Here is a 16,474-nt window from a genome sequence, read left to right on the forward strand (position 1 = left end):
TCGACTGAGGGAATCGATTGCCGCAGAAAGCCGTCCGTGACGGGCAATTACTCGGCGGCGGGAGGCTCGCGGTGAACCGCCTTGAGCCGGTACATCATCAGATCGGCGGGCACACCGCTGGTCTTGGCCGCCAGCACCTGGCGGCGGGCGCGCTTGGCCACCACACCCAATTCGTCGAGGTCGGCAGGGTCGATGCGCTCCAGTGTCGCCCCGGAGGCCATGATGCCGCCCTTGACCGCGCGCTCCATGACCCGGGCGGCGATGTTAACGTCCACCCCCAGCCAGTCGTCGGCCAGCCGCTGCGGCCGGCCGGTGTGGATACCGGCCCGCATGCGCGGGGTGAAGCCGTTGACCTCGACCGTGCCGATGGCCTCATGGGCCTCCAGCACCGCGCTCACCGCGATCAGCGGATCGCGGAACACCGCCATGATCCCGTCGCCCATCCGTTTGACGATGCGGCCCCCGGCGTCCAGCAGCGGCGGTTCCACCGCCTGCGACACCCGCCGCAGCAGGGTCAGGGTGGCGTCGTCCCCGGACCGCAGCGACCACGTGGAGAAACCGACCAGGTCGGTGAAGACCAGCGTCGACTCGGCGTTCGACGGCGCACGCGACATCCGCTGGGTCAGCGCCTGCCAGATCTGCAGAGCGCCCAGGCTGACCTCACGAGACGCCGCAGACCGGTCGCCCATCAGCCGGTCGGCCGCCCGCGCGGCCGCCTGCGGGCCCCCGTCACCGGCGGTGGACAGCGGATCGCCGAAATCCGGGTCCCCGGGCAGCGCCCGGCGCACTCGCCGGACCAGGTCGACCACCCGCACGTCGTTGGTCGTTCGGTTCAACCAGGCCGCTGCCTCTTCGAGGGAGAACGAACGGCGGCGATCAGGGCTGGTCTGTTCGGGTATCTGCACCACCTCCTCGAGCTTGTCAGCCCGCCGACCGACCGGCTCGAGGTCCATGTGCCTCAGCGTAGGGGGCGGTTGCGGCCACCAGCAACGGCCCAGGCACGTGGCACACGCCACGATCGGCGATCGTTACGCGACGCGCCCTCGATAATGTAGACAACGCCTGTTGTCATAATTATGGTGATGTCAGCTTCACCAGACAGGAGACGTGATGACCGTTACACCGACCACGTCCGCCGAGCGGGTTACGGCGCCCGCGGAGCAGAGTGCCCCCTCCAAGACCGCGCCCAAACCGGTCCCGGCCGTCGAGCCGTTGAACTCCGATTCGCTGACCTGGAAGTACTTCGGCGACATCCGCACCGGCGTGATGGGCATGTGGATCGGCACCATCGAGAACATGTACCCCGGCCTGGGCGCCGGTGTGGAGGAGCACTCCAGCCTGTGGCGTGAGCCGCTGCAACGGGTCACCCGGTCGGTGTATCCGATCATGGGCGTGGTCTATGACGGTGTCCGCGCCCAGCAGACCGGCGCCTCGATCCGCGACTGGCACCGCGACATCAAGGGAACCGACGCGCAGGGCCGGCGCTATCACGCGCTCGATCCTGAGACCTTCTATTGGGCGCACGCCACGTTCTTCATGTTGATCATCAAGTTGGCCGAGTACTTCTGCGGCGGACTGACCGAGGCCGAGAAGCACCAGCTCTTCGACGAGCACGTGCAGTGGTACCGGATGTACGGCATGAGCATGCGCCCGGTGCCCAAGTCCTGGGATGAGTTCTGCGAGTACTGGGACCGGGTCTGCGAGGAAGAGCTGGAGATGACGCCGGCCGCGCAGGGCATCCTGGATATGCGCATCCCCAAGCCGTGGTTCGTCATGATGCCGACACCGGTGTGGGATCAGATGTTCAAGCCGGCCTTGGCCGCCCAGCGCTGGGTCGCCGCCGGGCTGTTCGAGCCGGTGGTACGCGAGAAGGCCGGTTTGCGCTGGTCGGAGGGCGACGAGGTGCTGTTCCGGCTGCTCGGCAAGGTCAGCCAGTTGGCGTTCACGTTCGTTCCCGAGGAGATCCGGCTGCATCCGCGGGCACTGGCCGGCTACCGCCGCGAGCAGGGCAAGATTCCCGCCGACGCGCCCCTGGAGGAAGCGCCGTGGGCCACGGCGCCCCCCAAGGACCGTCGCGCCACGGGGATGCACTACGTCCCGCCGAGGAAGATGAGCCTGATCGAGCGGGCCGGTTCGCTGGTGCACAGCACCTTCTCGCTGGCCGGGGTGCGGCCGCCGCGGCCGCGACCACGGCCCAAAGCCGCCTAGGGGCCGGCGGCGCCGCGCTGCGCCCGCGCGCTCTGGTACAAGCAGATCGCCGCTGCCGCAGCCACATTCAAACTCTCCGCGCCGCCGGACATCGGGATCCGAACCCGGTGGTCCGCGGCGGCCGCGGCGGCTGCCGGCAACCCCTGGGCTTCCGGGCCGAACAGCCAGGCGGTGGGCGCCACCAACATCGGGTCGGCCTCGTCGAGGCTCAGCTCGCCGTCCGGCGCCGTCGCCAGCACCTGCAGGCCGGCCTCCCCCAATGCCGTCAGCACGGCATCGGTGTCGGCGGCCACCACCACCGGGACGTTGAAGATGCTGCCCGCCGAGGCGCGCAAGCACTTGCCGTTGTAGGGATCGACGCTGTTGCCGGTCAACACCACCAGCCCGGCGCCGGTGGCGTCGGCGATGCGGATCAGGGTGCCGGCATTACCCGGCTCGCCGATCCCCACCGCCACGGCCACCAGCGGCGGCGCGTCGGCCAGCGAGACCTGCAGATCTGGTTCCGGGAGCGCGCACACCGCGACCAGACCGGCCGGGGTGACGGTGTCCGACAACGCTTTTGCCGCCCGGTCGGTGACCGGGTGCACCGGCGCCTGTGCTGAGGCCAGCAGCTCACCGTGACGCTGCGCCGCCGCCTCGGTGGCGAAGACCTCGATGACCAGGCCACGACGGATCGCGGCCTCGATCAGATTGGGGCCCTCGGCCAGGAAGCGCTGTTCGCGCTTCCTGGTTACATGCCGGTGCAGCTTGACCGCCGCGACCACGCGGGCCGAACGTTCGGTCAGCATCGGCGCAGGTGTCAGGCGGCCTCGCCGGAAGGCGCGTTGACATCCTCGGGCAGCGCGGCCTTGGCGACCTCGACCAGCGCGGTGAACGCGTCCGCGTCGCTGACGGCGATCTCGGCGAGGTTCTTGCGGTCCACCTCGACACCGGCGGCCTTGAGACCCTGGATCAGCCGGTTGTAGGTGACGCCGTTGGCGCGGGCCGCCGCGTTGATCCGGGTGATCCACAGCTTGCGGAAGTCACCCTTGCGGGCACGACGGTCACGGTAGGCGTAGGTCAGCGAATGCAGCTGCTGCTCTTTGGCCTTGCGGTACAGCCGCGACCGCTGGCCACGGTAGCCTTTCGAGGCCTTCAGGATGGTGCGACGCTTCTTCTGGGCATTGACTGCCCGTTTCACGCGTGCCATGGGGTGTTCCTACTCTCGTTGGGACGTAAAGGATTGGCGTTGCTCGGAGCGGCTGTCAGCCGTTGAGCATCGCGTTGACGCGCTTGGTGTCGCTGGGAGCCACCTCGGTGCGCCCGGCCAGCCGGCGCGTGCGGGTGCTCGGCTTGTGCTCGAGCAGGTGGCGACGGTTGGCCTTCTGCCGCATGATCTTGCCGGTGCCGGTGCGACGGAACCGCTTTGCGGCGCCACTGTGGGTTTTCGCCTTGGGCATGTTTCCTCAGTTCTGGTGTCGGGGTCAGTTATCGGGTGTGGGCTCGGCCGCGTCCGCCGGGGTCTCCTGGGCGGGTGCGGGTGCGGCTGCGGGTTTAACCGCGCCTCCGCCGGCATCCTCTGCCGCCTTGGCCCGGGTTTTCGCGCCGCGGTGCGGTGCCAGCACCATCGTCATGTTGCGCCCGTCCTGCTTGGCGGAGGTCTCGACGAATCCGTACTCGGCGACGTCGGCGCCCAGTCGCTGCAACAGCCGGTAGCCCAGTTCGGGCCGGGACTGCTCGCGTCCGCGGAACATGATCGTCACCTTGACCTTCGCCCCGGCTTCGAGGAAGCGGACCACATGGCCCTTCTTCGTCGCGTAGTCGTGGTCGTCGATCTTGGGGCGCAGCTTCTGTTCCTTGACGACGGTCTGCTGCTGGTTCTTGCGAGACTCGCGCTCCTTTTGGGCCGCCTCGTACTTGTACTTGCCGTAGTCCATGATCTTGCAAACCGGCGGTTTGGCGGTCGGGGCTACTTCGACAAGGTCGAGATCGGCATCCGCGGCGACGCGAAGCGCATCTTCGATGCGCACGATGCCTACCTGCTCCCCTCCCGGGCCGATCAAACGGACCTCAGGTACGCGAATGCGCTCGTTGACGCGGATCTCAGTGCTGATGGGACCTCCCTGGGTAGTCTTTCGGTCGCGGCCGCCGCAGTGCTCGTCCGGACGCAGCGGCGCTGAAACCACCCACCAGCAAAAAAGCCCTGCACGAAGCAGGGCCCGATACCGACCGATCGCGGCTCCGATACCATCGGGCCGCCTGCGCGGTGCGCAGAGCAGGCGGTTCGCACCGCCTGCGACCGGACCACTTCGCCTACGGATTGCTCCTCGGCTAGTGGTGGGAGGGAACTCCACTTGCTGTCCTGGCTTACGCCGGGACGGTCGCGGCACACAGTCTAGCAGCAGTTCCGCATTCCTCCAGCCGGGCGGTTCGGCCCCGGGCGGGCCTCACACCCTTTTCCCGGTTTGACTGCTTATTCTCGCGGGCTATGACCCTGACAGTGCCGCGCTCGCGCAGCCGCTCGACCTCGCGCTTGCACTGGGTGCCCGCGGCAGCCGCCTGGGCCGTCGGCACCGCCGCCACGTTGTCGCTGCTGGCGAGCATGTCCCCGGTGATCCGCTGGGTCATCCGGGTGCCCCGGGAGTTCATCGACAAATACCTGTTCAACTTCCCTGACACCAGCCTGGCCTGGACGTTCGTGCTGGGACTGCTGGCCGCGGCGCTCAGCGCCCGCAAGCGCATCGCCTGGTGGCTGCTGATCGCCAACCTGCTGGTCGCCGGCGGCTGGAACGTCAGCCGGCTGGTGTCGGGCAGCGCGGACCGGCTGCAAATCATCAGCGGCGCCGCCGGCCTGGCCCTGCACGCCGCCGCCCTGGCGGTGCTGCTCCTGGCCCGCGGCGAGTTCTGGGCCAAGGTCCGCCGCGGCGCCCTGCTCAAGTCCGCGACGGCCCTGGCCGCGGGCTGGGCGGTGGCGATCCTGCTGTGCTGGGGGCTCATCGAGCTGTTCCCCGGGAGCGTCGAGCGGCCGTGGCGGCTGCCGTACGTGGTGAACCGGGTGGTCGGCTTCGCCCTGCTGGAACCGGATTTCTTCCCGGGCAAGCCCGACTTCGGGCTCAAAGCACTGTGCGGGCTGCTCGGGGCGCTGGCCCTGATCATCGCCGCGATCGTGCTGTTCTTGTCCCAGCGCGCCGACAACGCCCTGACCGGCCAGGACGAGTCGGCGATCCGCGGGCTGCTCGAACAGTACGGGCAGAACGACTCGCTGGGTTACTTCGCCACCCGCCGCGACAAGTCGGTGGTGTTCGCCCCCAACGGGCGCGCCGCCATCACCTACCGAGTCGAGGTGGGCGTCTGCCTGGCCAGCGGCGACCCGGTCGGCGACCCGCGGGCTTGGCCGCAGGCCATCAACTCCTGGCTGCACATCTGCCAGGAATACGGCTGGGCGCCCGGCGTCATGGGCGCCAGCTTCGCCGGTGCGCAAGCCTTTCGGGAGGCCGGCCTGAGTGCCCTGGAGCTCGGTGACGAGGCGATCCTGCGAGCCTCGGAGTTCAAGCTGTCCGGACCGGACATGCGTGCGGTGCGCCAAGCGGTGACCCGGGCCCGCCGGTCGGGGCTGACGGTGCGGATGCGCCGGCACGGCGACATCGGCGCCGACGAGATGGCCCGGGTGATCGAGCGCGCCGACGCCTGGCGCGACACCGAAACCGAGCGCGGCTTCTCGATGGCGCTGGGCCGGCTGGGTGACCCCGCCGACGCCGACTGCCTGCTGGTCGAGGCGGTGCGCGGCGACCCGCGAACCGGCTCACCCAACGGCGAAGTGCTGGCGATGCTGTCGCTGGTGCCGTGGGGGCGCAGCGGGGTATCGCTGGATCTGATGCGCCGATCCCCGCAATCCCCCAACGGCACCATCGAGTTGATGGTCAGCGAACTGGCGCTGCAGGCCGCCACCATTGGCGTCAGCCGCATCTCGCTGAACTTCGCGATGTTCCGGGCGGCGTTCGAGCAGGGCGCCCAGCTGGGGGCCGGCCCGGTGCTGCGGGCGTGGCGCCGGCTGCTGATGTTTTTCTCACGCTGGTGGCAATTGGAGACGCTGTACCGCTCGAACATGAAATACCAGCCCGACTGGGTGCCGCGTTACGCCTGCTACGAGGACACCCGGCTGATCCCCCGGGTCGGGGTCGCCTCGGTGATCGCCGAAGGTTTTCTGGTGCTGCCGTTCTCCCGGCGCAACGAACAGCACACCGGACACCATTCGTCGGTGCCGGCGGCGGTGGCGGCCACCGGACGGCTGCACGCCGACGGCAGCGCCCCCGACGCCGCGGCCACCGCGGCCGACGCACCCGAATCCGACGCGACGCTCCCCCGGCTTCCCGAACAGGTCCGGGTTCGGATGGCCAAGCTGAAATCGTTGCAGGACAGCGGCATTGATGCCTACCCGGTGGGCCGCCCGCCCGGTCACACCATCGCCCAGGCGTTGCAGGGCGGCGCCGAGGAGACCGTCTCGGTGGCCGGGCGGGTGCTGCGGATGCGCGACTACGGCGGCGTACTGTTCGCCCAGTTGCGCGACTGGTCGGGTGAAGTCCAGCTGCTGCTGGACAATTCGGTTCTGGCCGCAGTCGGCGAGGCACGGGCCGCGGACTTCGGCTCGACGGTCGATCTGGGCGACCTGATCGAGGCGACCGGCCAGATGGGCCACAGCCGCAACGGGACGCCGTCACTGTTGGTGACGCACTGGCGGCTGGTCGGCAAGTGCCTGCGCCCGCTGCCCGACAAGTGGAAGGGCCTGACCGATCCCGAGGCCCGGGTGCGGACCCGCTATGTGGACCTGGCAATCAACACGCAAGCCCGGGAGCTCATCGCGGCCCGCAGCAATGTGTTGCGCTCGATCCGGGACACGTTGTTCGCCAAGGGATTCCTGGAGGTCGAGACTCCGATCCTGCAGCAGTTGCACGGCGGGGCCAACGCCCGCCCGTTCGTCACCCACATCAACGCCTACGACCTCGACCTCTACCTGCGGATCGCGCCGGAGCTCTACCTCAAGCGATTGTGCGTGGGCGGGGTGGAGCGGGTGTTCGAGCTGGGCCGGGCGTTTCGCAACGAAGGCGTCGACTTCAGCCACAACCCGGAGTTCACCCTGCTCGAGGCGTACCAGGCCCACGCCGACTACCGCACCTGGATCGACGGGGCGCGCGAGCTGATCCAGAACGCCGCGGTGGCGGCCCACGGCGCGCCGGTGGTGATGCGGCCATGCGCCGACGGCCGGTGGGAAGCGGTGGACATCTCCGGGCCGTGGCCGGTGCGCACCGTGCACGACGCAGTCTCGGAGGCCCTCGGCGAGCAGATCGACGCCGACACCGACCTGGGCACGCTGCGGCGGTTGTGCGACGGCGTGGGCGTGCACTTCCTGCGGCAGTGGGATGCCGGGGCGGTGGTGCTCGAGCTCTACGAGCATCTGGTGGAGGCCCGCACCGAGCGGCCCACCTTCTACACCGACTTCCCCACCTCGGTGTCGCCACTGACCCGGCCGCACCGCTGCAAGCCGGGGGTGGCCGAGCGGTGGGATCTGGTGGCCTGGGGTGTCGAACTGGGCACCGCCTACAGCGAGCTCACCGACCCGGTGGAACAGCGTCGCCGGCTGCATCAACAGTCGCTGCTGGCCGCCGGCGGCGATGTCGAGGCCATGGAACTCGACGAGGACTTCCTGCAGGCCATGGAGTACGCGATGGCCCCGACCGGCGGCCTCGGGATGGGCGTCGACCGGGTCGTGATGCTCATCACCGGCCACAGCATCCGCGACACCCTGCCGTTCCCGCTGGCCAAACCGCGCTGACCGGAATTCCGGTCCATCATGGAGGGGTGATTCTGGCGAGTGGCGAACACACCTCGCTGATGCACGGCTGGATCCCGGTCACGGTGCAGGCCGCGGCGGTGTTGGCGCTGGTGCTGGCCGTGGCCGGCCGATCCCGCCACCGGCTGCTGCGGCTCCTGCTGATCGGCGCCTCGGGGCTGGCGACGGCGGCGTGCGCGTACTGGTTTGTCGCCGACGACGGCCTGTCCGGCCAGCCGCCACCGACAACACTGTGGGTGTGGATCGCGCTGACCGGCGCCGCCGCGGCGCTGCTGGTCCTGGGTTGGCGAGGTGCGCCGTGGTGGCGCCGCGGCATATCCGTGCTGGCGGTGCCGCTGTGTCTGACCAGCGCGGGATTGACGCTCAACTCCTGGGTCGGCTATTTCCCGACCGTGCAGAGCGCATGGGGCGCCCTGACTTCCGGGCCGCTACCCGATCAGAGCGACATGGCCGCGGCGAACGCGACAGCCGGGTCCGGCACGCCGCCCGGGCACGGCCAGGTGCTGCACGTGACGATTCCCTCCGACGCCTCGCATTTCAAGCATCGTGGCGAACTGGTGTACCTGCCGCCGGCGTGGTTCACCCAGCGCCCACCGCCGGCGCTGCCGGCCGTGATGATGATCGGCGGCGAATTCAACACGCCCGCCGACTGGCTGCGCTCCGGGGGCGCGATCCAGACCGTCGACGAGTTCGCGGCCGCGCACCACGGCAACGCACCGGTGCTGGTGTTCGTCGACTCGGGCGGCTCCTTCAACAACGACACCGAATGCGTCAACGGCTCCCGCGGTAACGCCGCCGACCACCTGACCGAAGACGTCGTGCCCTATGTGATCTCGCACTTCGGCGTGAGCTCCGAACCGTCGCAGTGGGGCGTCGTCGGCTGGTCCATGGGAGGCACCTGCGCAGTCGATTTGACCGCGATGCACCCCGAGAAGTTCAGTGCCTTCGTCGACATCGCCGGCGACCTCGGCCCCAACGCGGGAACCCGATCCCAGACCGTCTCGCGGCTTTTCGGCGGCAACCTCGACGCCTGGGCGGCGTTCGACCCGTCGATGGTGATCGCCAAACACGGCCGATACTCCGGGGTTTCGGGGTGGTTCGCGGTCAACGGCAGCGCTATCGGGTCCGACCCCGGAGGTCAATTCGTCGCCGCCAAGACGCTGTGCACGCTGGGGCGCGCCCATGGCATCGACTGCGCCGTGGTCACCGAACCGGGCCAGCATGACTGGCCGTTCGCCGGGAAGGTGTTCGCGGATGCGCTGCCGTGGCTGGCCGCCCGACTGAGCACCCCGGAGGTGCAAGCGGTTCCGTTCCCGGCCGCATCGTCCGAGGCCGGCCCGGCACCGGCCCGCCACGTCCACCCGCCGAGCCGATGATCCGCTCGATGACGCTCGCCGGTATCCGCCGCGCCGTGTTCGCCCGGCACGCCAACCCGTGGAGCGCCTGGACCCGCTGGGCGACGACACCGCTGATCCTGGTGCCGGTATGGCGGCGGTCCTGGCGCGATGCGGCGTGGGTGTCGGCCTGGTTCGCGCTGAACCCGGTGATCTTCGGTGTGCCCGCCGATCAGGCGGCCTGGTCGACCCGTGCGATGCTCGGCGAGGAACAGTGGGTCACCGACCGGCCGCGAGACGCCGCCCTGCTGGTGAACCTGGCCGGTGCCGCCGCGACCGCCACGGCCCTGGTCACCGCGCGACGCCGGCGGTTGCTGCCGACGGTGGTCGCGACGGCGGTGGCGATGACGCTGACCATGGGCTACTGGGAATTGATGGTCCGCTATTTCGAACGGCGCCGGTAACGTGGCGAGCATGGGTGAGGATCCGACCGACCCGCAGGGCGATCCCGGTTTCGACGACGCGGGCGTGCCGACCTTCGAGTCGGTGCGCGAGAAGATCGAGCGCCGCTTTGAGACCTCGGTCGGCGCGCAGGAGCTGGATTCCGAGACGCCGGAGGGCCGCGGCGTGGAGCAGCAGTACGAGGACAGGCAACGCGCGGCCGCCGACCGGTTGGAGCAGATCCGCAGATCGATGCACCAGGGCGAGCACTGAGCGGTGCGGTCCTTCACCATCGCCGAACGGCGAAACCGTTTGGCGCGCAGACATTTTCTTGCCGCCGACACCGCCGATGAGCCGATAACCCGGATCGCGGCAAGAATGGTCGGGCTACACGCCACCGATCCCGCCACCCCGTATCTGTCGCTGTGGGCGCGGCGCCCGGAGTTCGCGGTGGCCGACCTGGACAACGCCCTGTATGAAAAGCGTTCGCTGGTCAAGCATCTGGCGATGCGCCGCACGCTATGGCTGTTCGATCCCGCCGATCTTCCCGCCGTGCAGGCCGCGGCCAGCGACAAGGTGGCGGACACCGAGCGGCGCCGGCTGATCGCCGATGTCGCCAAGGCGGGTGTGGCCGATGACGGCGAGCACTGGCTGACCCGGGCCTGCGCCGCGGTGCTGGCGCACCTCGATGAGCACGGCCCGACCAGCAGCACCGAGCTGCGGGCGGCCCTACCGGAGCTGGCCGGAACCTACGATCCCGCACCCGGCAAGTCCTACGGCGGGCAGACGCACCTGGCCCCGCGGGCGCTGACCGTGCTCGGCGCACAGGGCGACATCGTGCGAGGCCCCAACGACGGAAACTGGACGTCGTCGCGGCCGCGCTGGGCGAACGCCGCAGACTGGCTCGGCGAGCCGGGCGACCCGATGACCTCCGAGCCGGCGCAGACCCAGCTGATCGGCACCTGGCTACGCGCGTTCGGCCCGGCCACCGCCGAGGACATCAAGTGGTGGTTCGGCTCCACCAAGACCGAGGTCAAAAAGACGTTGAGCGAGATCGGCGCCGTCGACGTCGACCTGCACGGCACGCCCGGCTATGCGCTGGCCGACGATCTGGAGCCCGAACCCGAGCCCGAGCCGTGGGGCGCGCTGCTGCCGGGCCTCGACGTCACCACGATGGGCTGGTATCACCGCGACTGGTATCTCGGCGAGCATCGCGGCCAACTGTTCGACCGCAGCGGCAACGCCGGGCCCACGGTGTGGTGGAACGGCCGGATTGTGGGCGGTTGGTATCAGAACGCCGCCGGGCGGGTCGAGTTGCAGCTGCTGGAGGAGCCCGGCCGCCCGGCGCGCCAGGCGCTGGACAAGCGGGCCCGCCAGCTCACCGACTGGCTGGACGGGGTGCGGGTGTCGCCGCGGTTTCCGTCGCCGCTGGCGAAGGCGGCACCGCTTTGACGGCGTACCTTCGCTAAGCGGTGAACTGCTTCTTGAGCATCGCGTACCCCCAGGCCAGTACCAGCCAGGGTGCGATCAACCACGGGCCGTTCAGCAGGATGAACTTGACGCCCAGATCCATGAAGCTGTCGGTGTTGGTCGACGGGAAGCCGGCGATGATCTCAGTGCCGTAGTAATACCAGGTCAGGACGGTGTGCGTGACGGCCGTCGACATCACCAGCAGGGTTCCGCGGTAGTCGGTGAACGTGGACCGAAACAGCAGGACGAGTCCGGTGACGCCTACGCAGGCGTTGAGCACCGACAGCACCTCGATCATCAAGAAGTTGGGTTCGGCGTGCAGATAGCGCAGGTCGCCGCCGTCGATGTAGTTCCACCAGGGATACGCCCACACCGCATCGCGGGCCCCGGCGATGGCCTTGTGCAGTATCAGCCAGCCGAGCTCCCAGGTCAGATGCGTTGCGTAGGAGCAGATCACGAACGGCAGAACGACCGCCTGCAGGCGTTGAGATCGGGTCCAGGTCCGAAGCGACGGTATCGGCAGGAACGCCGCAAAGATGCCCAGGAAGTAGGCAGCGGTCACGTGCACGACCATGGCATCGGCGATGAAGGAACGGTCGACACCGCTGTGAAATGCCAAGTAGCTGTATATCGGGAACGCCAGGGCCAGCGAGCCGAACGCCACGATCCACACGATGCGCAGTCCGCGCGATCGCGGAAGTGTCACCGAAATCTGCGGAGAGTTTTCCCGGCTCAGCTCTGCGGTCGCCATCGGCGCCCCTCTCCCGTCCCAATCGAATACCCGCAGTAATCGTGACTCTGCTAAACAGAATCATGATTACTGTGGCACCGTAGCACCTCGTGGACACTCAGCCAACGGTCGATGGAGAGCAGGTGGCGGCCATGGGAACGAACCGATCCACGCCGCCGGTCGCCGACCTGGCCGACGCACGCAGGGCCATGTACCAACAGCAGATCGTGGCGGCAGCCGAGTACGAGTTCAGTCGCACCGGCTTCGCCGACGCACGGGTGAGCGACATCGCCAAGACCGCCGGGGTGTCACTGGCGACGGTCTACAAGTACTTCGGCGGCAAAGACGAGATCTGGGATGCCCTCAACGCCGCGCGCATGCAGGAGTTCGTTGCCGCCGTGCGGGTACGCACCGACGAAATCGACTCCCCGCTGGAGGCGATCCTGGTCGGAGCGCGTGCCGAGGTTGAGTTCTTCGCAGCACATCCCCATTTTCTGCAGCTGCACATCAATGAGGGCCTGAGCTGGGCCTCGGCTTCCGCCGAATTGGGCCGCGGGGGTCAACGGGCAGCATGGCGAACAGGTATGGACATGATCACCCGAGCCGCGGAGGTCGCGGTGCAAGCTGGTCAGATCACCCACCTGCCGCCGCGAATCGCTGCGGCACTGGTCATCTCGGCCTTGCAGATCTGGCTCACCGACTGGGTCTCCGCCGGCAAGGTGGAGCCGATAGAGGCTGTTGCCGACGCTGTCGTGCGGCACCTGCGAGTCAGCCTCGGCGCTGAGCCGGCGTAGCCGAACACGGACCCTACGCGCTGGCCTTGCGGCGGCGCTTGGTGGCTTTGGCGGGTTTGGCCGGCGCACCGAGGATTTCGGCGAGGAACTTGCCGGTGTAGCTCTCCGGCACCGCCACCACATCCTCGGGTGTGCCGGCGGCAACCACCGTCCCGCCTCCGGCCCCACCTTCGGGACCCATGTCGATGATCCAGTCCGCGGTCTTGATCACATCCAGGTTGTGTTCGATGACGATCACCGTATTGCCCTTGTCGACAAGGCCGTTGATGACGCCCAGCAATTTGGCGATGTCCTCGAAATGCAGGCCGGTGGTGGGCTCATCGAGGATGTAGACCGTCCGCCCGGTGGAGCGCTTCTGCAACTCCGAGGCCAGCTTCACCCGCTGCGCCTCACCGCCGGACAGCGTCGGCGCGGGCTGGCCGAGCCGCACGTAGCCGAGGCCGACATCGACCAGGGTGCGCAGGTAGCGGTGTATGCCGGTGATCGGTTCGAAGAACTCCGCCGCCTCCTCGATCGACATGTCGAGCACCTCGGCGATGGTCTTGCCCTTGTAGTGCACCTCCAGCGTCTCCCGGTTGTAGCGGGCGCCGTGACAGACCTCGCAGGGTACGTAGACATCCGGCAGGAAGTTCATCTCGATCTTGATGGTGCCGTCACCGGTGCACGCCTCACAGCGGCCGCCCTTGACGTTGAACGAGAACCGGCCCGGCAGATAGCCACGCACCTTGGCCTCGGTGGTGGCGGCGAACAGGGTGCGGATCTTGTCGAACACCCCGGTGTAGGTGGCCGGGTTGGACCGCGGGGTGCGCCCGATCGGTGACTGGTCGACCCGCACCAGCTTGTCCAGGTGATCCAGGCCGGTGATCCGGGTGTGCCGGCCGGGCACCAACCGGGCGCCGTTGAGCTTGTTGGCCAGCACCGACGCCAGGATGTCGTTGACCAGCGTCGACTTGCCCGATCCGGACACTCCGGTCACCGCGGTGAGCACGCCGAGCGGGAACGCCACGTCCACACCGGCCAGGTTGTGTTCGCGGGCACCGACCACCCCGAGCTGGCGGCGGTGGTCCACCGGGCGGCGAATCTGCGGTACCGCAATGCTTTTCGCGCCGGACAGATAGGCCCCGGTGATCGAGTCGGTGTTGGCCAGCAATTCGGCGTAAGGCCCGCTGTGCACGATCCGCCCGCCGTGCTCCCCGGCCGCCGGTCCGATGTCGACGATCCAGTCGGCGTGGGCGATGGTGTCCAGATCGTGTTCCACCACGATCAGGGTGTTGCCCAGGTCGCGCAGCCGCACCAGGGTTTCGATCAGCCGGCGGTTGTCGCGCTGGTGCAGCCCGATCGACGGCTCGTCGAGCACGTAGAGCACCCCGACCAGGCCCGAGCCGATCTGGGTGGCCAGCCGGATGCGTTGCGCCTCACCGCCGGACAGCGTTCCGGCCGCCCGCGACAGACTCAGGTACTCCAGCCCGACGTCAAGCAGAAAACTCAGCCGCGACTGGATCTCTTTGAGCACCTGGCCGGCGATGGCCTGCTCCCGCGTGCCCAGGGTCAACGCGTTGAGGAAATCGGAGCAATCCGCGATCGACAGATCACTCACCTGCGCAATGGATTTGCTGCCGTAGTCTCCGGCGGCCAGCGTCACCGCGAGGATCTCCGGCTTGAGCCGGGTGCCGGCGCATTCCGGGCACGGCACGTCGCGCATGAAGCCGGCGTAGCGTTCTTTCATCTGCTCGGACTCGGTCTGCTCCATCTTGCGCTGCAGGAACGCCATCACACCTTCGAAATCGGTGTAGTAGGAGCGGGTTCGGCCGTAGCGGTTGCGGTAACGCACGTGGACCTGCTCGTCGGAGCCCTCCAGGATCGCCCTGCGGGCCTTGGCCGGCAGCTTTCGCCAGGGGGTGTCGACGTCGAAGCCCATCGCCGCACCGAGGCTGGCCATCATCCGGGTGAAGTACTCGCTGGTGGGACCCATCGACCACGGGGCCACCGCGCCCTCGGCCAGGGTGCGGTCCGGGTCGGGCACCACCAGGTCGGCGTCGACCTCCTTGCGGATGCCCAGCCCGGCGCACTCCGGGCAGGCCCCGTAAGGCGAGTTGAACGAGAACGACCGCGGCTCCAGGTCGTCGACCGCCAGCGGGTGACCGTTGGGGCAGGCCAGCTTCTCGGAGAACCGCTGCTCACGGTGCGGGTGGTCGTCATCGCGGTCGACGAACTCCAGCACCACGATGCCGTCTGCCAGGCCCAGCGCCGTCTCGATCGAGTCGGTGAGCCGCTGCTTGGCCGACTCCTTGACCGTCAACCGGTCCACCACGACGTCGACGTCGTGTTTCTCCTGCTTCTTGAGCTTGGGCGGATCGATCAGCGAGTGCACCACGCCGTCGACCCGGACCCGGCTGTAGCCCTGCGTGTTCAGCTTCTCGAACAGGTCGGCGAACTCACCCTTGCGGGTGCGCACCACCGGGGCGAGCACCTGAAAACGCAGGCCCTCATCCATGGCCAGCACCTGATCGACGATCTGCTGCGGGGTCTGGCGGGCGATGCGCTCGCCACAGACCGGGCAGTGCGGCGTGCCGGCGCGGGCATACAGCAGCCGCAGGTAGTCATACACCTCGGTGATGGTGCCGACCGTCGAACGCGGGTTGCGGTTGGTCGACTTCTGATCGATCGACACCGCCGGCGACAGGCCCTCGATGAAGTCGACGTCGGGCTTGTCCATCTGGCCCAGGAACTGCCGGGCGTAGGCCGACAACGACTCGACGTAGCGGCGCTGGCCCTCGGCGAAGATCGTGTCGAAGGCCAGCGAGGATTTACCCGACCCGGACAGCCCGGTGAACACGATCAGCGCATCGCGTGGCAGGTCCAGGTCCACACCGCGCAGGTTGTGTTCACGCGCGCCCTTGATGATCAGCCGGTCAGCCACCCGTCCATGCTAGGTGGCGCTACCGACACGCAGCTCAGGGCCAGTACCGTAGCTCCCATGACGCCTGAGATCGCCGTTGACGACAGCTACACCGGGCACGTCGAACCCGGGACCGCGGCCCGCCGCACCCTGCCGGGGGCCTCGATCATCAAGACGTCGGTGGGCCCGATGGACAACAACGCCTACCTGGTGACCTGCACCAACACCGGCAAGACGTTGCTGATCGACGCGGCCAACGACGCCGAGAACCTGCTGGCGCTGGTGCGCGACCACGCGCCGCAGGTGGCGCTGATCGTGACCTCCCACCAGCACTTCGACCACTGGCAGGCGCTGGAGTCGCTCGCCGCGGCGACCGGGGCGCCGACCGCGGCGCACGCGCTGGACGCCGAGCCGCTGCCGGTGACCCCCGACCGGCTGCTCGCCGACGGCGACACCGTGACCGTCGGCGACCTGAGCTTCGACGTGATCCACCTGCAGGGCCACACCGAGGGCTCGGTGGCGCTGGCCCTGGACGGCGCGGCCACCGGCGGTGTGACGCAGTTGTTCACCGGGGACTGCCTGTTCCCGGGTGGTGTCGGAAAGACTTGGCAGCCCGGGGATTTCGAGCGGCTGCTCGGCGATGTGAGCCGCAAGGTGTTCGACCGGTTCGGTGACGACACCGTGGTCTACCCCGGCCATGGTGACGACACCACGCTGGGAACCGAGCGCCCGCATCTGTCCGAGTGGCGCGAACGGGGTTGGTGAACTCCC

15 protein-coding genes are annotated in these 16,474 nt (G+C 68.7%); 8 read left to right on the plus strand and 7 right to left on the minus strand.

Annotated features, from left to right (window positions below; genetic code table 11):
* Nucleotides 1–47: 47 nt before the first annotated feature.
* A complete protein-coding gene (locus tag G6N23_RS11340) occupies nt 48–953 on the minus strand; it encodes an adenylate/guanylate cyclase domain-containing protein (RefSeq protein ID WP_085262315.1) in 906 nt (301 codons plus the stop codon).
* Nucleotides 954–1,110: 157 nt separating this feature from the next.
* Between G6N23_RS11340 and G6N23_RS11345 the strand changes: the two genes are divergently transcribed.
* Nucleotides 1,111–2,208, plus strand: a complete 1,098-nt coding sequence (locus G6N23_RS11345) for an oxygenase MpaB family protein (RefSeq protein WP_085262316.1) — start codon at nt 1,111–1,113, stop codon at nt 2,206–2,208.
* Here the strand turns inward: G6N23_RS11345 and G6N23_RS11350 are convergent.
* Genes G6N23_RS11350 through infC form a run of 4 tightly spaced genes read right to left on the minus strand, consistent with a single transcriptional unit; the run spans nt 2,205 to nt 4,358 of the window.
* Nucleotides 2,205–2,996, minus strand: a complete 792-nt coding sequence (locus tag G6N23_RS11350; protein WP_085262317.1) for a TrmH family RNA methyltransferase — start codon at nt 2,994–2,996, stop codon at nt 2,205–2,207. The two genes, G6N23_RS11345 and G6N23_RS11350, sit on opposite strands and share 4 nt — an antisense overlap.
* Before the next feature lie 11 nt (nt 2,997–3,007).
* A complete protein-coding gene (gene rplT, locus G6N23_RS11355; RefSeq protein WP_085262318.1) occupies nt 3,008–3,397 on the minus strand; it encodes a 50S ribosomal protein L20 in 390 nt (129 codons plus the stop codon).
* A gap of 55 nt (nt 3,398–3,452) precedes the next feature.
* Nucleotides 3,453–3,647 (minus strand): 50S ribosomal protein L35, encoded by a 195-nt coding sequence (gene rpmI, locus G6N23_RS11360; RefSeq protein ID WP_085262319.1) that lies wholly within the window; start codon nt 3,645–3,647, stop codon nt 3,453–3,455.
* Nucleotides 3,648–3,671: 24 nt separating this feature from the next.
* Nucleotides 3,672–4,358, minus strand: coding sequence for a translation initiation factor IF-3 (gene infC / locus G6N23_RS11365; protein ID WP_085262353.1), 687 nt, complete (start codon nt 4,356–4,358; stop codon nt 3,672–3,674).
* Nucleotides 4,359–4,675: 317 nt separating this feature from the next.
* On the opposite strand from infC, the gene lysX reads away from it, so the two are divergent.
* From lysX to G6N23_RS11390, 5 genes are read left to right on the plus strand one after another with little or no spacing between them, the layout of a single operon-like run.
* Entirely contained in the window at nt 4,676–8,017 is a 3,342-nt protein-coding gene (lysX, locus tag G6N23_RS11370) for a bifunctional lysylphosphatidylglycerol synthetase/lysine--tRNA ligase LysX (protein WP_085262320.1), read from the plus strand.
* A 59-nt stretch (nt 8,018–8,076) separates the two neighbouring features.
* Nucleotides 8,077–9,411 (plus strand): alpha/beta hydrolase, encoded by a 1,335-nt coding sequence (locus G6N23_RS11375; protein WP_085262354.1) that lies wholly within the window; start codon nt 8,077–8,079, stop codon nt 9,409–9,411.
* A gap of 8 nt (nt 9,412–9,419) precedes the next feature.
* Nucleotides 9,420–9,833, plus strand: coding sequence for a DUF6653 family protein (locus G6N23_RS11380; protein WP_234808702.1), 414 nt, complete (start codon nt 9,420–9,422; stop codon nt 9,831–9,833).
* A 10-nt stretch (nt 9,834–9,843) separates the two neighbouring features.
* Nucleotides 9,844–10,083 carry a KH domain-containing protein gene (locus tag G6N23_RS11385; RefSeq protein ID WP_085262355.1) on the plus strand — a complete coding sequence of 80 codons (240 nt, stop codon included), beginning with the start codon at nt 9,844–9,846 and terminating at the stop codon, nt 10,081–10,083.
* A gap of 3 nt (nt 10,084–10,086) precedes the next feature.
* Entirely contained in the window at nt 10,087–11,262 is a 1,176-nt protein-coding gene (locus tag G6N23_RS11390; protein WP_085262322.1) for a winged helix DNA-binding domain-containing protein, read from the plus strand.
* A 13-nt stretch (nt 11,263–11,275) separates the two neighbouring features.
* Here G6N23_RS11390 and G6N23_RS11395 read toward each other — a convergent pair whose 3' ends face one another.
* A complete protein-coding gene (locus tag G6N23_RS11395) occupies nt 11,276–12,031 on the minus strand; it encodes a hypothetical protein (RefSeq protein WP_085262323.1) in 756 nt (251 codons plus the stop codon).
* Nucleotides 12,032–12,162: 131 nt separating this feature from the next.
* On the opposite strand from G6N23_RS11395, the gene G6N23_RS11400 reads away from it, so the two are divergent.
* Nucleotides 12,163–12,804, plus strand: coding sequence for a TetR/AcrR family transcriptional regulator (locus G6N23_RS11400; RefSeq protein WP_234808703.1), 642 nt, complete (start codon nt 12,163–12,165; stop codon nt 12,802–12,804).
* 13 nt (nt 12,805–12,817) lie between these two features.
* Here G6N23_RS11400 and uvrA read toward each other — a convergent pair whose 3' ends face one another.
* A complete protein-coding gene (gene uvrA, locus G6N23_RS11405; protein WP_085262324.1) occupies nt 12,818–15,724 on the minus strand; it encodes an excinuclease ABC subunit UvrA in 2,907 nt (968 codons plus the stop codon).
* Nucleotides 15,725–15,781: 57 nt separating this feature from the next.
* Between uvrA and G6N23_RS11410 the strand changes: the two genes are divergently transcribed.
* On the plus strand, nt 15,782–16,468 hold the full coding sequence (locus G6N23_RS11410; protein ID WP_085262325.1) for an MBL fold metallo-hydrolase: 687 nt from the start codon (nt 15,782–15,784) through the stop codon (nt 16,466–16,468).
* Nucleotides 16,469–16,474 lie beyond the last annotated feature (6 nt).

It is taken from the genome of Mycolicibacter terrae (assembly GCF_010727125.1).
Taxonomy (GTDB): Bacteria; Actinomycetota; Actinomycetes; order Mycobacteriales; family Mycobacteriaceae; genus Mycobacterium; species Mycobacterium terrae.

Excerpts from the sequence above, each read along its gene's own strand:
- G6N23_RS11395 (WP_085262323.1), bottom strand. The coding sequence starts at position 12,031 with ATGGCGACCGCAGAGCTGAGCCGGGAAAACTCTCCGCAGATTTCGGTG.
- G6N23_RS11380 (WP_234808702.1), top strand. The coding sequence starts at position 9,420 with ATGACGCTCGCCGGTATCCGCCGCGCCGTGTTCGCCCGGCACGCCAAC.
- G6N23_RS11375 (WP_085262354.1), top strand. The coding sequence starts at position 8,077 with ATGCACGGCTGGATCCCGGTCACGGTGCAGGCCGCGGCGGTGTTGGCG.
- lysX (WP_085262320.1), top strand. The coding sequence starts at position 4,676 with ATGACCCTGACAGTGCCGCGCTCGCGCAGCCGCTCGACCTCGCGCTTG.
- G6N23_RS11410 (WP_085262325.1), top strand. The coding sequence starts at position 15,782 with ATGACGCCTGAGATCGCCGTTGACGACAGCTACACCGGGCACGTCGAA.
- G6N23_RS11385 (WP_085262355.1), top strand. The coding sequence starts at position 9,844 with ATGGGTGAGGATCCGACCGACCCGCAGGGCGATCCCGGTTTCGACGAC.
- G6N23_RS11400 (WP_234808703.1), top strand. The coding sequence starts at position 12,163 with ATGGGAACGAACCGATCCACGCCGCCGGTCGCCGACCTGGCCGACGCA.
- G6N23_RS11340 (WP_085262315.1), bottom strand. The coding sequence starts at position 953 with ATGGACCTCGAGCCGGTCGGTCGGCGGGCTGACAAGCTCGAGGAGGTG.
- rpmI (WP_085262319.1), bottom strand. The coding sequence starts at position 3,647 with ATGCCCAAGGCGAAAACCCACAGTGGCGCCGCAAAGCGGTTCCGTCGC.
- G6N23_RS11350 (WP_085262317.1), bottom strand. The coding sequence starts at position 2,996 with ATGCTGACCGAACGTTCGGCCCGCGTGGTCGCGGCGGTCAAGCTGCAC.
- rplT (WP_085262318.1), bottom strand. The coding sequence starts at position 3,397 with ATGGCACGCGTGAAACGGGCAGTCAATGCCCAGAAGAAGCGTCGCACC.
- G6N23_RS11345 (WP_085262316.1), top strand. The coding sequence starts at position 1,111 with ATGACCGTTACACCGACCACGTCCGCCGAGCGGGTTACGGCGCCCGCG.